At 50.5% G+C, this 17,067-nt stretch carries 11 protein-coding genes and 12 pseudogenes; 14 read left to right on the forward strand and 9 right to left on the reverse strand.

Annotated features, from left to right (window positions below; genetic code table 11):
- Positions 1-19: 19 nt before the first annotated feature.
- Positions 20-860, reverse strand: a pseudogene (locus LU633_RS12630) (LysR family transcriptional regulator).
- 40 nt (positions 861-900) lie between these two features.
- Between LU633_RS12630 and LU633_RS12635 the strand changes: the two are divergent.
- The 7 genes and pseudogenes from LU633_RS12635 to LU633_RS12665 form a co-directional block, all read left to right on the forward strand.
- A pseudogene (locus LU633_RS12635) lies at positions 901-1,308 on the forward strand (DUF3164 family protein); the annotation flags it as partial.
- 77 nt (positions 1,309-1,385) lie between these two features.
- Positions 1,386-1,574, forward strand: coding sequence for a hypothetical protein (locus LU633_RS12640; RefSeq protein WP_016192599.1), 189 nt, complete (start codon positions 1,386-1,388; stop codon positions 1,572-1,574).
- Positions 1,571-1,834, forward strand: a complete 264-nt coding sequence (locus LU633_RS12645) for a nucleoside triphosphate pyrophosphohydrolase family protein (RefSeq protein WP_016192600.1) — start codon at positions 1,571-1,573, stop codon at positions 1,832-1,834. The genes LU633_RS12640 and LU633_RS12645 overlap by 4 nt, the downstream gene beginning before the upstream one ends.
- Positions 1,821-2,474 (forward strand): annotated as a pseudogene (locus LU633_RS12650) (DUF7168 domain-containing protein). Before LU633_RS12645 ends, LU633_RS12650 begins: the two are co-directional and overlap by 14 nt.
- A pseudogene (locus LU633_RS12655) lies at positions 2,467-2,668 on the forward strand (hypothetical protein). The pseudogenes LU633_RS12650 and LU633_RS12655 overlap by 8 nt, the downstream one beginning before the upstream one ends.
- A complete protein-coding gene (locus LU633_RS12660) occupies positions 2,658-3,086 on the forward strand; it encodes a gp16 family protein (RefSeq protein WP_040465802.1) in 429 nt (142 codons plus the stop codon). Before LU633_RS12655 ends, LU633_RS12660 begins: the two are co-directional and overlap by 11 nt.
- Entirely contained in the window at positions 3,083-3,472 is a 390-nt protein-coding gene (locus LU633_RS12665; protein ID WP_016192602.1) for a Mor transcription activator family protein, read from the forward strand. The genes LU633_RS12660 and LU633_RS12665 overlap by 4 nt, the downstream gene beginning before the upstream one ends.
- Before the next feature lie 46 nt (positions 3,473-3,518).
- Here LU633_RS12665 and LU633_RS12670 read toward each other — a convergent pair.
- A pseudogene (locus LU633_RS12670) lies at positions 3,519-3,812 on the reverse strand (transposase); the annotation flags it as partial.
- Between the two features lie 100 nt (positions 3,813-3,912).
- On the opposite strand from LU633_RS12670, the pseudogene LU633_RS12675 reads away from it, so the two are divergent.
- Positions 3,913-4,950, forward strand: a pseudogene (locus LU633_RS12675) (IS481 family transposase).
- A 145-nt stretch (positions 4,951-5,095) separates the two neighbouring features.
- On the opposite strand, the pseudogene LU633_RS12680 reads toward LU633_RS12675, so the two are convergent.
- From LU633_RS12680 to LU633_RS12690, 3 genes and pseudogenes are all read right to left on the reverse strand, one after another.
- Positions 5,096-5,389: pseudogene (locus LU633_RS12680) on the reverse strand (transposase); the annotation flags it as partial.
- A gap of 56 nt (positions 5,390-5,445) precedes the next feature.
- Positions 5,446-6,486, reverse strand: coding sequence for an IS481 family transposase (locus tag LU633_RS12685; protein WP_046371797.1), 1,041 nt, complete (start codon positions 6,484-6,486; stop codon positions 5,446-5,448).
- A 102-nt stretch (positions 6,487-6,588) separates the two neighbouring features.
- Positions 6,589-7,209: pseudogene (locus LU633_RS12690) on the reverse strand (IS256 family transposase); the annotation flags it as partial.
- Between the two features lie 455 nt (positions 7,210-7,664).
- Here LU633_RS12690 and LU633_RS12695 point away from each other — a divergent pair.
- Entirely contained in the window at positions 7,665-8,081 is a 417-nt protein-coding gene (locus tag LU633_RS12695; RefSeq protein ID WP_016192603.1) for a cupin domain-containing protein, read from the forward strand.
- A 429-nt stretch (positions 8,082-8,510) separates the two neighbouring features.
- A complete protein-coding gene (locus LU633_RS12700) occupies positions 8,511-9,467 on the forward strand; it encodes an ABC transporter substrate-binding protein (RefSeq protein WP_016192604.1) in 957 nt (318 codons plus the stop codon).
- Between the two features lie 254 nt (positions 9,468-9,721).
- On the opposite strand, the pseudogene LU633_RS26210 reads toward LU633_RS12700, so the two are convergent.
- Positions 9,722-10,224 (reverse strand): annotated as a pseudogene (locus LU633_RS26210) (hypothetical protein).
- Between LU633_RS26210 and LU633_RS12710 the strand changes: the two are divergent.
- Positions 10,123-10,527 (forward strand): annotated as a pseudogene (locus LU633_RS12710) (IS481 family transposase); the annotation flags it as partial. The pseudogenes LU633_RS26210 and LU633_RS12710 sit on opposite strands and share 102 nt — an antisense overlap.
- Positions 10,528-10,725: 198 nt before the next feature.
- Here the strand turns inward: LU633_RS12710 and LU633_RS12715 are convergent.
- Both LU633_RS12715 and add read right to left on the reverse strand, forming a co-directional pair.
- Positions 10,726-11,016 (reverse strand): pentapeptide repeat-containing protein, encoded by a 291-nt coding sequence (locus LU633_RS12715; protein ID WP_016192607.1) that lies wholly within the window; start codon positions 11,014-11,016, stop codon positions 10,726-10,728.
- Between the two features lie 629 nt (positions 11,017-11,645).
- A pseudogene (gene add, locus LU633_RS12720) lies at positions 11,646-12,614 on the reverse strand (adenosine deaminase).
- A gap of 260 nt (positions 12,615-12,874) precedes the next feature.
- On the opposite strand from add, the pseudogene LU633_RS12725 reads away from it, so the two are divergent.
- Together LU633_RS12725 and LU633_RS25770 are read left to right on the forward strand one after the other, a co-directional pair.
- Positions 12,875-13,069, forward strand: a pseudogene (locus LU633_RS12725) (RHS repeat-associated core domain-containing protein); the annotation flags it as partial.
- A 215-nt stretch (positions 13,070-13,284) separates the two neighbouring features.
- Positions 13,285-13,410 carry a hypothetical protein gene (locus tag LU633_RS25770; RefSeq protein ID WP_267921519.1) on the forward strand — a complete coding sequence of 42 codons (126 nt, stop codon included), beginning with the start codon at positions 13,285-13,287 and terminating at the stop codon, positions 13,408-13,410.
- A 414-nt stretch (positions 13,411-13,824) separates the two neighbouring features.
- Here LU633_RS25770 and LU633_RS12730 read toward each other — a convergent pair whose 3' ends face one another.
- Positions 13,825-15,375: a YdgA family protein gene (locus LU633_RS12730; protein WP_233485091.1), complete on the reverse strand. Its 1,551-nt coding sequence runs from the start codon at positions 15,373-15,375 to the stop codon at positions 13,825-13,827.
- Positions 15,376-16,639: 1,264 nt separating this feature from the next.
- Between LU633_RS12730 and LU633_RS12735 the strand changes: the two genes are divergently transcribed.
- Entirely contained in the window at positions 16,640-17,059 is a 420-nt protein-coding gene (locus tag LU633_RS12735) for a hypothetical protein (RefSeq protein ID WP_052734691.1), read from the forward strand.
- The last annotated feature ends 8 nt before the right edge of the window (positions 17,060-17,067 follow it).

Below are 17,067 nucleotides of genomic sequence, written 5' to 3' on the forward strand. Positions count from 1 at the left end.
TTCTTCTGAGAGGATTAATTCATCTTGACACGTCGCTTTCAAGCAAGTTTATCATTGCCTGTAAATTGGCCGACGCGTAACCCTTACGCCATACCAGCCAGATAGAAATCTTTCCCATTTGTTCAGCGACGGGCCATGCCTGAACGCTGTCTCTGCCGGGCATACTTAGCGGGATCATCGCCAATCCAGCTCCGGCGCTGACGCAGGCAACAATGCCGTTCGAATATTTTGCCCGGTGCCGAACCGACCCGTGCGAACCAGTTCTCGAACAACCTCCGATAAGAGCAATTGGCCCGGAAAGCGTACACTGTCGCACCTGAAATCACTTTTGCACTGGTGACCGGCTGATGGCTAAGTGCGGAGATAATGACCATTTCCTCAGGGAAAACCGACACGCCTTCCAGCCGCGGGGGCTTAGGCGGCCCGTCAATAAAGATCGCACTATAAGAACCGGCCAACAATCCGTCTATCATATCCCCTGATGGTCCGGTGGACAGGTCCAGCTCCACGTCCGACCATGTCTGATGATAGCGGGTGATCAGTGGCGGCAGATGGACAGCTGCGGCGCTTTCAATCGCACCAAGTGTGAAGATCCCCGCCGGTTGCTGGTCAGAAACACGCTGCCGTGCCTCTTCGGTAAGCACCAGAATACGGCAGGCATAATCCAGAAGGGTTTTTCCGGCATCAGTAATGTGTAGTCGAAGTTTCTCGCGGGTAAACAGCTTGGTGTCCAACTCTTCCTCAAGCTGACGAAGCCGGGTAGAAATATTCGATGGCACACGGTGAAGCCGCTCTGCCGCCGCCGTAACGCTACCCTGTTCGGCGATAACGCGGAAAATTTCAAGCTGAGTCAAGTCCATAGTTATTCTCATTTTGAGCAGATCATTTTCATTATTATTGGACGAGTGCTATGCCTGGCTTGACCTTGTGGCCGAGAAGTACGGCAGAACGCGCGGCGGTGCTCAGCAGATCACCATCCGCGTGCAGGAAACCCTGACGTTCGGGCCAGAGCTGCAGATTGCCAAAGACCTGATTGACGAGTGTGCCACCGAGTGGTCGGAAGGCGCGAACGCCAACCAGCGGGCCATCATTAGCGATGCTTTCCAGGTGGACAAAGAGGGGCAGCTCAATACCGGGCGAATCCTGTCCCTGCGCCGCGTCAAGATTCAGGATGAGTGCTGGAACCGGGCAATGGAGGCCATATCGGAATCACTGCAGGTGGCAATGTCCAAAACCTATATTAATTTCCGGGAGAAAGATAAACACGGAAAGCTGATTAATATTCCGTTAGATATCGCTGCCATTTAATTTTATATCAATTTCTTTTTATTTCGGCGTCAGCGCCGTGGGCTTCCGCACGCCGAAAACAGTATTGAGGAATAATTATGCCCATCAAATGTATTAACTGCCAGAAAGGTATCACCACTCTGAAGTTCAGCGACGCCAGCGTCATTAACTCTGGCAAATACCATGTGCCAGCCGTTCTCATCACGCTGGTATGCCCGCACTGCAGCCAGCACTACTACACGGAAGTCCCTGCCATTGAGTTCATCCCCTGCGAGGCAAAACAATGAAAGGCATGAAATTATATAACCGTTCGACGATCTACAATCTGGTCCTGAAAACCTTTGGCCCTGAAGTACAGGCGCTGAAACTGATGGAGGAAGCCGCCCGCAACATGAACGGACTGGGCAATGAAGTTGATCTGGCTGGTGAGCTGGCTGATGTTGAAATCATGATTGAACAGTTCCGCCTCAACGGGATGGGCCTGATGATTGACTTTCATAAGCAGAAAAAGCTGGAACGTCTGGGGGTGACTTATGTCGCAGGATAATGAAAAGCTGCTAGAAAAGTTAAAAAAGCTGCTGGCGCTGGCCCTGCAACGCGCCCAGAAACTGATGCAGGCCTATAACATCACCCAGGCTGACCTCGCACTCAGTGATATTGATGAAAGCGTCAGTAACTACTGGGCTGCAGGTAGCGTTAATCCGCCGTGTTACATGCTGGGTCTGCTGGATATTATCCAGGTGACATTTGGCGTTAAGTCTATTATTCACTCCGGCTTTAAACCCAGCGTTGGTTTTTACGGTAATAAAGACCGGATTGAACTGGCCTCATATACATGGGAAGTACTGGCCAGATAATTAATCGTGGCCCGTAAAAACTATATCCGCCAGCAGAATAAAAGAATTAAAAGCACGACCAGGACCAGCCGTGGTGACAAATTTGCCGAAGGCTGGGTGCTGGCTGTGCGCAGTGAGATTCATTTATTTGCTATGTCCCGCGAAGAACGGGAGCTGGCAAGCCTCTGGCTTGAACAAAAATACCCTGACTCAGGCACAACAACGGGCCGTGGAGCCGGGAAATCACTTGACGCAGGCATGTCCCGCTACATCGGTTACAGGGAAGGGGAAAACGTCCGCCTGCATCAGCCCGTCGGCGGGCAGGAACAGCGGAAGCTGGGGAGTGGCTGAATCTATTGTATGTGCCCTGTTCTGGTATGGTCTCGTGGGGTGGTGTACTGCTGAACTGCACCGCCGTTCAGAGTTTTACTCACATTACAGCGGTGCCGGACACTGGATCAGTTGGGCCGTTATGTTCCTGTGCTGGCCTGTCGCGCGTCGATTATATCGTTGGCGCAGGTAAACGGAGTGGCGATGATGACTAAACAGCGTCTTATTCAACTTATTCATATTGCCCGCAGCGATCTCCAGATGGATGAGGACACCTACCGCCAGATGCTACAGGGTCTGACCGGCAAAGCCTCAACTAAAGGGATGGATACCCCACAGCTAAACCGCGCGCGGGAATCCATGAAAAAGAAAGGCTTTCGCATTACGCCTGCCGGGAAAGCCAGGTCCAGCTTACCGCTGGATAGCTATCCGCAGTCAAAGAAAATCCGTGCACTATGGCTTGAAATGGCTGCGGCAGGCGTCGTCCGTGACTGTTCAGAGCAGGCGCTGGCACTGTGGGTTAAACGGGAAACGGGCATCAGCGCGTTACGCTGGCTTAGCAATGAGCAGGGAAGTAGCGTTATTGAGAAACTGAAGAAGTGGCAGCGCAGAGTTGCGGGAGTGAAACAATGAGCGACCTGAATCAGTTTCGTAGTAAAGGGCCGGAACTGTTGGTGGAACTGGCACAGCACACTTCTGAGACCGTCCGCGAGATTATTGATATCGAACCCGCAGTTGCCGACCAGATTGGTCAGGCTGTCGCGAACCGCATGATGCAGGTCTGGGGTGGGCAGAACGTCTATTTCCCGATGGGGATGGTCTGGAAGGTCAGCCAGTGCGACCGGGAAATCTTCCACGAGTTTGACGGGCGTAACCATCACGAACTAGCCCGCAAATTTGGTGTTTCGCTGCATTGGGTCTACAGCATCGTTAAACGGGTCAGAAAAAAAGAACTGGATCGGATGCAGGGTAAGCTGTTTGATGGTGAACCCAATGCAGATACGGGGAAAAAGGAGTAATATCTGCAATCGACCCTGTAAATAATTCTGTGTAACTGCCACCACGTCAAAGGTGAACGCTCAGGCGGTCACCGAACTCAATAATAAAGCGGCTCATCGCCAGCCGACAGTTCTGGATCGGCATACTCCATTTTTTCGATGCCGACTGGATTGCCAGGTAAATAACCTTTCGCACTGAGTCATCCGTCGGGAATACCTTGCGTTTCTTAATGGCGGCACGGATCACGCTGTTCAGCGACTCAATGGCATTCGTGGTGTAGATAGCTTTTCGGATGTCAGACGGATAGCCGAAGAACGTATTGAGGTTTTCCCCGTGCGCACGCCAGCTTTTGCTGATTTGTATTCGTCGCGACGTGATCTGACACCGGACCCTGCAAGGTTGGGGGTTACCGGTTTTGATATGGGTGTCTAATCCTTAAACAAAACGCGAGTTAACTCTCATGCTGCATACTCACAATCCCATCATCAAACACAAAGCCGGCCTGCTCAATCTCGCCGAAGAACTTGGTAACGTATCAAAAGCCTGCAAGATTATGGGCGTGTCGCGCGACACGTTTTACCGTTATCAGGAACTGGCTGCTGAAGGTGGCATCGATGCACTGGTTAACCAGAACCGCCGGGTTCCCAACCTGAAGAACCGCGCCGACGAAGCCACTGAACGCGCGGTTGTTGAATATGCCGTTGAGTTCCCGGCCCCCGGGCAGCACCGGACCAGTGATGAGCTGCGTAAAAAAGCGTGTTTACCTCCGGCAGCGGCGTGCGCGCCATCTGGCAACGACACGACCTGGAGAACTTCCGTAAACGCCTGAAGGCACCAGAGGAAAAGCTCGCCAGAGAAGCCATCGTGCTTACCGATGCCCCAATCGCCGCGCTGGAGAAAAAGGCGCATGATGATGAGGCCAGCGGCGAAATCGAGACGGCTCATCCGGGTTATCCCGGGTCGCAGGACACCTTCTGTGCTGGCAATCTGAAAGGGGGGCCGTATCTGCCCGCAGACGTTCGTGGATACGTACCCGAAAGTGGCACACTGCAAGCGGTATACGAGTAAAACGCCGATCACTGCCGCCGACCTGCTAAATGATCGGGTACTGCCGTTCTGTGAGGCTCAGGGGCTGCCGATGCTGAGAATACTGACCGACAGGGGAACGGAGTACTGTGGTAAGGTGGAGCCGCATGATTACCAGTTGTATCTGGCCATCAACGATATCGACCATACGAAAACAAAGGCGATGTCCCCACAGACCAACGGCATCTGCGAGCGCTTCCATAAAACGATTTTGCAGGATTTTTATCAGGTTACGTTCCGCAAGAAGTGATATGGGGACCTGGAGAGCCTGCAGGCAGATCTGGACAACGGGTTGTGGCATGACAATAATGAGCGAACTCATCAGGGAAAAATGTGCTGCGGGCGAACGCCAATGGCCACGTTACTTGATGGAAAACGGGTCTGGGCAGAAAAGGATCTGAACCGGATGTAATCTGACAGACACCTGTATAAATAACCGGTAACTGTCAGATCAGGCCTGAGCTAGTACAGTTTAACGCCAGAGCTGGCCGCTGGTTGTATGACTGATTCACACCACAGGACGACCCTGTAAATAATTCTGTGTAACTGCCACCACGTCAAAGGTGAAGGCTCAGGCGGCCACCGAACTCAATAATAAAGCGGCTCATCGCCAGCCGACAGATCTGGACCGGCATATTCCATTTTTTCGATGCCGACTGGATTGCCAGGTAAATAACCTTTCGCACTGAGTCATCCGTCGGGAATACCTTGCGTTTCTTAATGGCGGCACGGATCACGCTGTTCAGCGACTCAATGGCATTCGTGGTGTAGATAGCTTTTCGGATGTCAGACGGATAGCCGAAGAACGTATTGAGGTTTTCCCCGTGCGCACGCCAGCTTTTGCTGATTTGTACTAGCTCAGACCTGATCTGACAGTTACCGGTTATTTATACAGGTGTCTGTCAGATTACATCTGGTTCAGATTTTTTTCTGCCCAGACTCGTTTACCATCAAGTAACGTGGCCATTGGCGTACGCCCGCAGCACATTTTTCCCTGATGAGTTCGCTCATTATTGTAATGCCACAACCAGTTGTCCAGATCCGTTTGCAGGCTCTCCAGGTCTTCGTATAACTTCTTACGGAACGTAACCTGATAAAAATCCTGCAAAATAGTTTTATGGAAGCGCTCGCAGATGCCGTTCGTCTGCGGAGACATCGCCTTCGTTTTTGTATGGTCGATATCGTTGATGGCCAGATACAGCTGGTAATCATGCTGCTCCACCTTACCACAGTACTCCGTTCCCCTGTCGGTCAGGATCCTCAGCATCGGCAGTCCCTGAGCCTCGTAGAACGGCAGTACGCGATCATTGAGCAGGTCTGCGGCGGTGATCGGCGTTTTACTCGTATACAGCTTGCAGTGTGCCACTTTCGAGTACGTATCCACGAACGTCTGCTGGTAGATACGACCCACACCTTTCAGATTGCCCACGTAGAAGGTGTCCTGCGACCCGAGATAACCCGGGTGAGCAGTTTCGATTTCTCCGCTGGCCTCGTCATCGTGGGCCTTCTTCTCCAGCGCTGCGATTTGAGCGTCGGTAAGCACGATGCCTTCTCTGGCGACCTTTTCCTCAAGTGCCTTCAGGCGTTTACGGAAGTTCTCCAGGTCGTGCCGTTGCCAGATGGAGCGCACGCCGCTACCGGAGATAAACACGCCTTTTTTACGCAGCTCATTACTGGTCCGGTGTTGCCCGTGGGCCGGGAACTCAACGGCATATTCAACAACAGCGCGTTCAGTGGCTTCGTCGGCGCGGTTCTTCAGGTTGGGGACGCGGCGGTTCTGGTTAATCAGCGCATCGATGCCGCCTTCAGCAGCCAGTTCCTGATAACGGTAAAACGTGTCGCGTGACACGCCCATGATCTTGCAGGCTTTTGATACGTTACCGAGTTCTTCGGCGAGATTGAGCAGGCCGGCTTTGTGTTTGATGATGGGATTGTTAGTATGAAGCATGAGAGTTACCTCGCGTTTTGTTTAAGGATTAGACACCCATATCAAAACCGGTAACTCTCAACCTTTCAAGGTCCAGTGTCAGATCAAGTCGCGACTAATACAGCTGATTTGTGGATATTTGTCATCCCATTCTTCGGCGAACGCATCCAGCGCCATCCGTGCGGCCGCTTCTGTTGGTGCCTGATAAACGGTTTTCAGCCCGCCCGTGACCGCTTTGTAGTCCTTCCACGCCACGTATTTCAGGCGGTTACGCACCATGTGGATGATGCACAGCTGGATGTGAGTCTGCGGATAGACGCTGTTTATCGCATCCGGGAAGCCCTTCAGGCCATCCACGCAGGCAATCAGGATGTCCTGAAGGCCGCGATTTTTAAGTTGCGTCAGCACGTTCAGCCAGAACTTTGCACCTTCATTTTCAGCCAGCCACATCCCCGGAAGCTCTTTCCGGCCTTCGGTATTGATGCCCGGCGCCAGGAACACCGCTTTGTTAATCACGCTGCCATTCTGACGAACCTTAACAACAATACAGTCCAGATAAACAATGGGAGTATCGACGATTTCCCGCGTGGTCATGCCTTTGGCATACAAGGATAAAATCTGGCTGTCCATCTGCGTGATACGCGTCTGATTCTTCTTAATCAGCTGAGGTTCAAAGGTATTTTCCCGGTCGCGCGGCGTGTTTAGCCCGATTTCACCGTCGTCGCACAGCAGCGTTTTCGAAGAGCACTCACAATCGCTCATTTGTGGCGTCTTCAGTGTTTAATTATCTTTGCATCGTAGCGCGACGCGTGTGAGAGACGGCTTTGCATCAGGCTTAATCCTTATCATGGGCAGTCAGGTATCCGTGTGCCAATCTATTCAACAGGGTGCACGTTTGTAGTAACCAGCGAGTTGTGTCAGAGAAATGCAGATTTTCATCTGCTTAGGTTCAGTTATGCAATGATGTAGCATCGGTCGAAGATCCCTTTATCTGGCTGGCAGAGCCGAGTGCGCTTACCTGAAGATAATCTGAAAAAAATGCTCACATTTTTCGCAGTAACCCATGTCCTGCTTCGCTGAATTTGTGCTCTCATCGTTGTCCCAACTGCTCAATGTGCTTTCAAATCCGCTCTGTTGTGGCTTTTTTTGTAAGATTTGTGTTAAAAAATCTGCAGGCAATTTAACCTGGAGCCGCTGACGTGGAAAAAAATCAAGTCGAATGCCGTTTAGTTACCCCGCAACCCGTAGCTGAAGGGGTACAGGGGCTGATTTATCAGCAGGGAATCTCGCGCCATACCACCGGTGCCCAGGGAATTCATATGCAACTGGCGCTGATCCCGCCGCATTCTCAGGCGCGGGCGCACAAGCATGAGCATCATGAAACGTCTATCTACGCGCTAAAAGGCACGACCCGCGTTCGCTATGGTGAAAATTTACAGCATGATCTGGAGGTGCCGGAAGGCAGCTTTTTGTATATCCCGGCTAATCTGCCGCATCTTCCTTATAACAACACCGATACCCAGGCGACGGTGGTGATTTCCCGAACCGATGCCTGTGACCCGGAAAGCGTTGTAATGCTGCCGATGCTGGACAGGGATGTACTGGCTGGTGGTTGAGTGAAAAGCAACGGGAACGTTAGCTTAATCAGCCCACAACAGCTTTTTATCTGTTGTGGGACTGGGTCCTCAGAATAATGAAATAGATAAGCGTCGTGATTAATAACAAACGGTGTCCTCTCCGGGCTTGATTGGGTGCGCGTTATGCCTGGAGAGGGAATCAATTCTGCACTGATTGAATAAAGCGCTGAACTATCGTCAGCGTTTGAGCGACGGAAAAATATGGAAAATTGATGGATTTCGCATTACCCAGCCATTGTTAAGGGTGTTTTCCTGTTACATTTTTTTAACGTCATCTGCTATTATTGCTTTTGCTTCGTGTGGGCGCGCAGCGTGCCAACCTCAATGATCTGCTGGTCCGTTCAGACTGTCTTATTTCGTCAGTTATCGGTTTACCCGGAATAACATTCCATCAAAGGAATACGAACCATGTGGAAGCGTTCGCTGTTACTTCTCTTTGTTTTTGCAGGCATGAACACCAGCGCCCGCGCAGTGCCCCTCACAGTAGGGTTTGCTCAGGTTGGTTCGGAGTCTGGCTGGCGGGCGGCAGAAACCCGTGAAGCCAGTATTCAGGCCAGCAGGCGGGGCATCAGGTTAAAAATAGATGACGCGCAGCAGAAGCAGGAAAACCAGATCAATGCGGTGCGTTCCTTTATCACTCAACACGTTGATGCGATATTTATCGCGCCTGTTGGGCAATCCGGCTGGGACGGCGTACTGACGCAGGCCAAAAAAGCCAGGATTCCGGTTTTTCTGCTTGGGCGTCCCGTTGTGGTTCAGGATAAATCCCTTTATCTGTCTCTGGTAACCGCTGATAACGTCTACGAAGGCAAGCTGATAGGCGACTGGCTGGAGAAAACGCGGTCTGGCAAGCCCTGTAATGTGGTGGAATTGCAGGGTACGGCAGGTGCCAGTGCGGTGACTGATCGCCAGAAAGGTTTTGCCGATGCTATTGCCTCCGCACCTCATCTCAGGATTATTCGAAGTGAATCCGGCGACTATACCCGAAGCGGCGGTAAAGCGGTGATGGCGCGTTTTATTCACGCAGAAAATAACGGCAAAAATATCTGTATGGTGTTTGCGCATAACGATGATATGGCACTGGGCGCCATTGAAGCGATAAAAGAAGCAGGGCTGACGCCAGGCAAAGATATCCTTATCGGTTCCATTGACGGCGTACCGGATATCTATCGGGCAATGCTGGCAGGGGAAGCTAATGCTACCGTTGAACTGACCACCAATATGGCTGGGCCAGCTTTTGATGCGCTGGAGAAATTCAAAAAAGACGGCACGCAACCCGCCAGAATCATTAAGACTGATTCACGCCTTGATTTGCCTGCCGATGCTCAGTTCCAGCTAAACCGCCGATCGGGAATGGGTTACTGACCTGTTGACCCCCTGGCAATTTAACATACGTATGTCACCGCTGTCTGGAGACGCTGCCCCGCGTGCTGACTGACAGCGTGGCCTGACGATGTGCCAGGCTATAAGATTGCTGACCGGAAGTCTGATGGGCTTTTCATGCGGGGTGGCTTTCAGACACGGCGTTATAGCAGGTGGCACCGGACGACAACCCTGCTGCGTTGGTCAACAGGGTTCACAGAATTGCCCGCTCGCATGGCAGGCAATGCCAGGCACCGTCAGCCACCGCGCTGATTGAGCCGACAAAAGGCGTCGTTCCAGCGCAGTGCATCTCTAAAACCGTGCAGCGTGGTCGTATCGTCAATCACCAGAACCTCAATGACGTGCATCTCACCGTACCGACGCATATCGTCCGTGGTCAGCGCCTGGCTGAACACGGACGATATGCGCCGCCTGCCAATATCCAGCTTTCCGATGCGGTTGCCAGCCGAGGGCTGTGCCTTCCACAGCGCACGGGCCACCGGCAGTTTGGGCAATGCCCCTGGTTGCTCAATCGCATCGACCACATTGACCAGCAGCCGGAAACGATCCCCCATATCGATGACGCTGGCGTGGAGAAAATCAATCTTGCCGGGTCTGCTTTACCGCCGATCCCCAGATACTGGACGTCAATCAGTGTGTGCTTAATGATCGGGTACTGCCGTGTGAGGCTCAGGGGCTGCCGATGCTGAGAAGACTGACCGACAGGAGCACAGAGTACTGCGGTAAAACAGAGCAACATGATTATCAGCTCTGCCCGGCCATCAACGATATCGACCATACGAAAACGAAGGCGATGTCACCGCAGACGGACGATATCTGCTAGTGCGTCCATAAAACCATTTTGCAGGAATCTTATCAGGTTACGTTCCGCAAGAAGCGATATACAGACCTGGAGAGCCTGCAAATGGATCCGGACAACGGGTTGTGGCATGACAATAATGAGTGAACTCATCAGGGGAAAATGTGCTGTGGGTGTACGCCAGTGGCCAGGTTACCTGATGGAAAACGGGTCCGGGCAGAAAAGGAGCTGAACCAGATGTAATCTGACAGACACCTGTATAAATAACCGGTAACGGTCAGATCAGGTCTGAGCGGGTACACTCAACATTTGCTGCTTTTGCTAAGGCAGTGTGATCCGACCTCAGTTACGGCAAACGTTTTCAGGCTATCTTGTCAGTGCCCCATCTTGCACGCACTAACGCTGGTTTGCGGATTTATGGCGAGAAACTTATCGCACTTTTCACTGGTCAGTCTCTGTTAGCCTGGTATTTGACAGATTTACCCTGGTCAGATCCACATTGAAAAGATCAGCACCGATTAGATTTGCATCTGAAAGGTCTGCTTCTGTCATACAGACATTAAAAAGAATCGCATCGCGCAAATTGGCATCGCTAAACTTTGCTCTTGTTAAGTTAGCATCTTGAAGGTTTGCTCCAGCAAGGTCTGCGCCTGCCAGGTTTGCCTCAGCAAGTTCTGCACCTGAAAGGTTTGCTCTTGCGAGGTTTGCCCCAAACAAATTTGCACTTTCCATAATGCATGGATATAGTTTGCCAGATGTTTTTATAGAGAAATAAATATGTTATGTTGTTAGTGTTTGGGTATTTTAATTTTTAACATTTTCTTCCTGAACAGGATTGGTAAAAAATGATTTTAAAATTAACTGTTATGTTTAGTAACGACTGCACTATTACAGAGGAAATGTCCTGAGCGCAGGAGGCTTCTCAGTAATATAAGTTGTCTATAAAATTACTTTCGAATTAACGCTATATGACCATTTGCTGATTTAAATTGTAATCAGAAAATTAATTTCATTAACATGCTTGCATGATAGATGGTGAAATATAATGTTAATTTATTTTTATTCTCCGATAAACGAGTTTACTATGATGGTTAATAAAAAACAATGTCTGTTCGGTATTAAAAAACCTGTTTTGATTTGAAACACTACACGAAGAATATTTTTAAGCAATCGTGGATTTATGGGTTTATTCACTATGGCCTCAGCTTCATGGCCTCAGCTTCGTTATTCTGCTGCACAAAAAAACTGCCGCGCAGGCGGCAGTTTTTTACGTTGCTGTGTGGCAGTGATGACTATCCGTATTGCTTTCATCTGCGTGTGGATGATTGTGTCTCGCAGAATGGTGCCATCTGGAATTTATATCAGCCCGCTACTTTGGCGCGGATTGCCTGCTTTTCTTTTTCGCTCAGAAAAGCAATTTTCAGTCCGTTGTCCTGTACTGTGTGGATCTGAGCCCGGCAGAATCCCGCAGCCGGGGTCACGACCTGATATTCATGCGCCAGTTCGATGCCTTGAATCGCCGGATCGCTGGTATTAATGGTGGCGAGGATGCCGTGATTGAGGAAGGCTGCAGGCGGGTGGTAGGCGAGAGAGGCGACAGTGCTGGTCTGAATATTAGAGATCAGGCAGGAAGTCCATCAGCGCCGGATCTTCAACCGCATTTACGCCATGACCAATGCGTTCGGCACCCAGCTTGCGGAGCGGCGGCCAGACGCTGTCCGGCCTGGCTGCTTCCGCAGCATGGACGGTAATACGGGAACCTGCATCTCACCCGTGGTTGAAGTGGCTGAGAAACTGGCTTCCCGGAAAACCCCGCTCATCACCAGCCAGATCCAGCGCGGTGATGCCGTCACGGTGCGCCAGCAGTGCTTCCAGCCTACGCAGGCAGGCTTCTTCACCAAAGGTGCGGCTCATAATGCCAGTCAGACGCACATCAATATCATGCTGCTGGCAGCCAGCACGGATGCCATCAATGACCGCTTCAACCACGCCCGCTATCGGCAGATGATGAGCCATCGCCATATAGCTGGGGGAAAACCGCGGTTCTGTGTAGTGAATTCCCGTGAGGGCGGCGTCCTCAAGGCTTTCCAGCGACACGCGGTGGAATACATCCAGAGAACCCGGTATGTTAACGCCAAAGTCCAGTTTGTGCAGGAAGTTAACCAGATCCGGTTCGTTTTCAGTGACCTGAACATGTGGAAGCAGTGTTTCCAGCGTGCTGGCAGGGAGAGTAACTTGTACTGACGGCCCAGTTCTAAAATGGTTTGCGCACGAATGTTGTCATCAAGATGGCGATGAATATCGGCAAGGGAAAGCTGGCTGTCAATCATGCGGAGGCACCCGGTTGTTCTCGGTAAAGTGCATAAGAGTATAAAAACATTCTGGGCTGATCTGCCAGAACATTGCGCGATCGGTGGGTTAACTGCGGGTTATTTGAACCGGTTGTTGTGGGTATAAAGAGCAAACAAAATCAGTGTGCATAGCACAACATACTTTATACAAACCGCTTTTTATCTCCTGTGGTCATACAGCTGATTGACTGTTGGTATGCAATATCTCAAAATTTTGTCGAGCCGCGCACATTTACGGTACTGAGAGGCAGCGCCTTAGCGGTATCCGAACGGAACGCCCTGCAGAATATGCCGCTGGTACGAAGATGCTTCAGGATCTGCGCTATACGTATGATCCGGTGGCCAATGTGCTGAAAATTAACAACGATGCCGAAGAACCCCGTTTATTGCACAACCAGAAAGTGGTGCCTGAAATCTATGTTTGTGACAGCCTCTAGCTACTGGTCAACGCTATAGCGTCTGAGAGGGGAAATGTCGGACAACTTTTTTTCCTAAGACGTCAAAGCTGTGTCTTGACTGGGCACAACAGCGGGAAAATATCGATATTGCCTTTATAGAAGGGACATTTACCCCTGCTGTTAAAGCAGATTCTGGACTCTCCTCAGACCGAAGTACCAGGATGGATTTTGGTGAAAGCAAGAGGAAGTTAATGGCAGAAAAAACTACAAAGCAAAAAAGAGTGGCTTCCTGTCTGCCAATTACCTTCTCAGAAATGAAGCATTTTCAAAGAAAAAATATCTCTGTCAATACTATTAAAATAAGTTCTTTGAAGTAATTCTCTGGTTTTAGATAACCGCTTTCTCTCAGAGGTGTCCGTCCAGGCGGTCATCAGTCCGATAACAGTTACCCGGTTGGCTTTCCGTCAAAGTCGCTTCGTGCAGACCGCAAAGCGAGGGCCTCAATATCAGGGAAGTCTTTACCCCTTCGGTAAATTGAATTATAGCCTGAACCTGTTTATGCCCTTGTCGGCGGGACGAGGCATCCTGTTAACCTCAGCAGAAGATGGCGTTGACCGGGCAGCACTGTGATGTACTGACTCCCCTATTTATGCTGTCAGATTTAAATCGAACGAGATTAAGGCAGGGCCAAAACAGGGTGATGGCAGGTATACAGGATGTGATTTTCATTGGCAATAAAAAAGGCGCAAACGTTGCGCCCTGATAAGTTTAAAATCTGTCAACGGTATGGTCTATTGTGCTGGTGCTGGTGCTGGTGCTGGTGCTGGTGCTGGTGCTGGTGCTGGTGCTGGTGCTTGCCCTGGAGTAACGCCACCCAGCATATAGCGGGCGAAGAACTGGTCAGGCGTCATTTTTTCACCGTTCATTGTTACCTGGTCGTCAGCATATTGCAGTGTGGTGGTAATGTTATTGTCCTTCTGCGTGGCCAGTCGGAACATCTGCCCCATTGCAGCGATGCCTTTAACCTGCTGATCTGCCAGTTTGGCCGCTTCATCTTTTTGATGCCCCTCAGCCAGTGCCACATGTGTCATCAGTTCGGTGGCCATATCCATGGAGACAGACAATTTACCGTCCAGTGTTTTGAGGAATTTATTTACCGCCTCAGTGGTATTTTGCGGCCGGGCAGGGCCGGTTGCCGGATCCTTAAACTGTACGGCCAGATTCAAACTGCTCTCACCCCTGGCATTTTTCCAACTGAGCGGCGCAATGTCCACATGGGGATTACCCTTCAGCAGCAGCGGCAAGTTGGCACTGAATACCTGACTGGCGCGCTGTTGATAGAGAATGGGATCGTTTCTTAATGTCGGATCCGTCATTAATGCCTGAGTCTGACGATTGTAGTTTTCTGAAAAAGCTTTCATCGCATTAGCATCGAATTTAGCCAGCTTCAAAACCAGTTTGCCCTGGCCAAAATTCTGATCCTGTACGTTGAGAGAGTTTACGGAATAGTTGATCATACCGGAGATCAAACTATTTTGAGCGTTAAAAGAAGAGCTGCCGTTGATCCCTTGCATATCAAATGCGCGAATATCGCTTACTGTGGCCGCCAGATTTCTCAGCGTGATACTTTGTTCGCCAATGCGCACGCCTTCCGGACTGAGTCGCGTGTCGGCTTTGATATCAAGTCCGTTACCGGTAAAGACGACCGGGATATCGAACTGGTTTTTTAAGGTAAGTGTCACACTGTCGAGTTTGCCGCTGAAATCAACTTTGTTCCCCTGGCTGTCGGCCCTGATGTTAATGGTGCCGCCGCTGGAGGCAAAACGTTCGCTGGTCTGAGGATTATTATAATCAATCGGGAGCAGCGTGATGTCTGAGTGGGTGCCACCATCATAGCCTACACGCGTTTCTATCTGCGCAATCGACCGCTCTTTGGTAATTTCAAAAAGCTTTTTTACCGCATCGGTATTTTCCAGCTGACTGTGCACGGAAGCCATCGCAGGGATCAGATTAAATTTCTTCAGCTGTGCAAAGGGAAAGGGACCATGGTCAATTTTTTCTTCCAGTACGATGCTCTGTCCGGGTTTGATCAGGCTGTTATCTTCTGTCTGGGAACTGGACTGTAGCACGGCACGTAAACGGCTACTGAACACGCCACGCTGGTAATCCTGATAGCTTAGATGCAGGCGACCCTCCGGCACTATTTCGTTGATGCGTGCATTCGCATCCTGAATCACCTGTCCCATATTTTGTTCTAACTGTTTGCCGGTGTACCATGCGGTACCCGTCCATACCACCCCAAGCGCAATCACTACGCCAATCGCTATTTTCGTTTTTTTCATCTGTAACGTTATCCTTTATTAAAAGTCGCGTATACCGGAGCAGGAAAACCGCCGATCATATTTCACGAAGCAAAAACGCCATACTCATGTTTCAGACGTTATCCCTGTCCCTCTCTGAATAAGTCTTTGTGCGTCCCTGTACGGTAAAAATGAGATGCAGAAGTATTCTGCATTTTTTTTAACATCGACGCCGAATAAACGGGCATGCAAAATGACCAAAATGGTTTCTTTCCTCCACAAGGAGGGGCCGTATCACCCTCTGGCGGAACAGCAAGCATAATAACCTGATTGATAATAGCAATTGTGGCTATTTACGTCAGCCGCAATCTCCGGGCAGGCCGTGAGCACCTTTCAACAGATCATGTCGGGTAAGTTGCCCGAGGAAACATAACATAATTTAACCGGCACGAGCGTTAGCTGTTGCCGGTTGTTGCGCATTATATGCCTGCCCATCAGTACACATGATAATAGCGACATGTTGTTCAGGCAGTCTCGTACAGATTGTCCCTTAAAAGAGCAAAATCCGTTACCGACAATGGAAAAAAGGTGATTTCCTCGTGCAGGGTCTTTTTTAACAGGCGACAAAAAGGCGGGTACCAGCCACATTACCTGTCAGTGGCAGGGTTGCTCAGGCCTGCAGATATTTACACCAATAGCGCTGCGCATCATGATAAAAAACTGACCAGTGTGCTTTTCGCTAAACTCAGAAGTTGGCATTCTGGCTGCATTTTCCCGCTAACCCGCGCCCAGAAAACCGTCGTTGCTTAACGCTTTCAACAGAAAGTGTCATTTATCAAAATCGCTTTACTAAATAAGCGTTCCTGATTGTGCTTCACTTCGTATCCGGCCTTGCCAGGTCAGGCGCTGCTCATGACTGGCAGGGAATGCAGGCATACCATGGCCTTATATTCAGCAGACCAAACAGGTTGATTTCTAATAAGCTTGTTCAGGTGTAGCGGTATTCTGAACAGTTATTTAATGCCTCGTATTCCCGCGAGAGGATCAGCAATAATTTTATGCGGCATGTAGTCAGGACAGGATGGTTGTCCTGTATATAATTTCGTTATGAATTAATTTTACACAACAACGCATTATTAATTCGGTGACGGCCGCGGTTATTTAAGCAGATAGCCGCGATACAATCGGACGGTGAACATAGCGCCCTTACAGGGCGAGCGTCACGGCTCTGCCGTTCCGAGGGTGTTCATGACCGGCTCACAGCTTTATACTCTGCGGTATGTTAATTTCTCAGGAAATCATTCACATGGCCCGTAGCAAAGCCCCCAGAAAGCGTAAACCCACGCCCTCGTCCCGACGCGCTATACCCGGATATCCTAAGCGTTTTCTGGTGTCCATTCCACCCCGGAGCGATTATGACGACCCCGACGAGTTTTTTTACGACACTCCGCAGGATGCCATTCGTCACTGTGTCCACCTGGGGCCACAGTTTTTCCTCGATACACACTTCGACCCGCCTCTCGTCTGCATCATCCGCGGCTTTGAGCCGCCTGACTCACCCGACGGCGATGTCGTCCTTGAGTCCATGCCAGCCGATGTGTTTATTATCGCCACAGAATCCGGCATGCTGCCGGTGACCTTCGCTCCCTGGGATAAACACACCGACAACTGGGCCGATGACTGTGACGACTGGCACTATAATACCGGTGCCACTGCAGAGCGATAATCCGCCGC

The sequence above is a fragment of the Erwinia tracheiphila genome, assembly GCF_021365465.1.
GTDB classification, from domain to species: Bacteria; Pseudomonadota; Gammaproteobacteria; order Enterobacterales; family Enterobacteriaceae; genus Erwinia; species Erwinia tracheiphila.

What these genes read in the sequence shown, in the direction of transcription:
- LU633_RS12640 (WP_016192599.1), top strand. Translation starts at nt 1,386, where the DNA reads ATGCCCATCAAATGTATTAACTGCCAGAAAGGTATCACCACTCTGAAG.
- LU633_RS12645 (WP_016192600.1), top strand. Translation starts at nt 1,571, where the DNA reads ATGAAAGGCATGAAATTATATAACCGTTCGACGATCTACAATCTGGTC.
- LU633_RS12660 (WP_040465802.1), top strand. Translation starts at nt 2,658, where the DNA reads ATGATGACTAAACAGCGTCTTATTCAACTTATTCATATTGCCCGCAGC.
- LU633_RS12665 (WP_016192602.1), top strand. Translation starts at nt 3,083, where the DNA reads ATGAGCGACCTGAATCAGTTTCGTAGTAAAGGGCCGGAACTGTTGGTG.
- LU633_RS12685 (WP_046371797.1), bottom strand. Translation starts at nt 6,486, where the DNA reads ATGCTTCATACTAACAATCCCATCATCAAACACAAAGCCGGCCTGCTC.
- LU633_RS12700 (WP_016192604.1), top strand. Translation starts at nt 8,511, where the DNA reads ATGTGGAAGCGTTCGCTGTTACTTCTCTTTGTTTTTGCAGGCATGAAC.
- LU633_RS12715 (WP_016192607.1), bottom strand. Translation starts at nt 11,016, where the DNA reads ATGGAAAGTGCAAATTTGTTTGGGGCAAACCTCGCAAGAGCAAACCTT.
- LU633_RS25770 (WP_267921519.1), top strand. Translation starts at nt 13,285, where the DNA reads ATGGCAGAAAAAACTACAAAGCAAAAAAGAGTGGCTTCCTGTCTGCCA.
- LU633_RS12730 (WP_233485091.1), bottom strand. Translation starts at nt 15,375, where the DNA reads ATGAAAAAAACGAAAATAGCGATTGGCGTAGTGATTGCGCTTGGGGTG.
- LU633_RS12735 (WP_052734691.1), top strand. Translation starts at nt 16,640, where the DNA reads ATGGCCCGTAGCAAAGCCCCCAGAAAGCGTAAACCCACGCCCTCGTCC.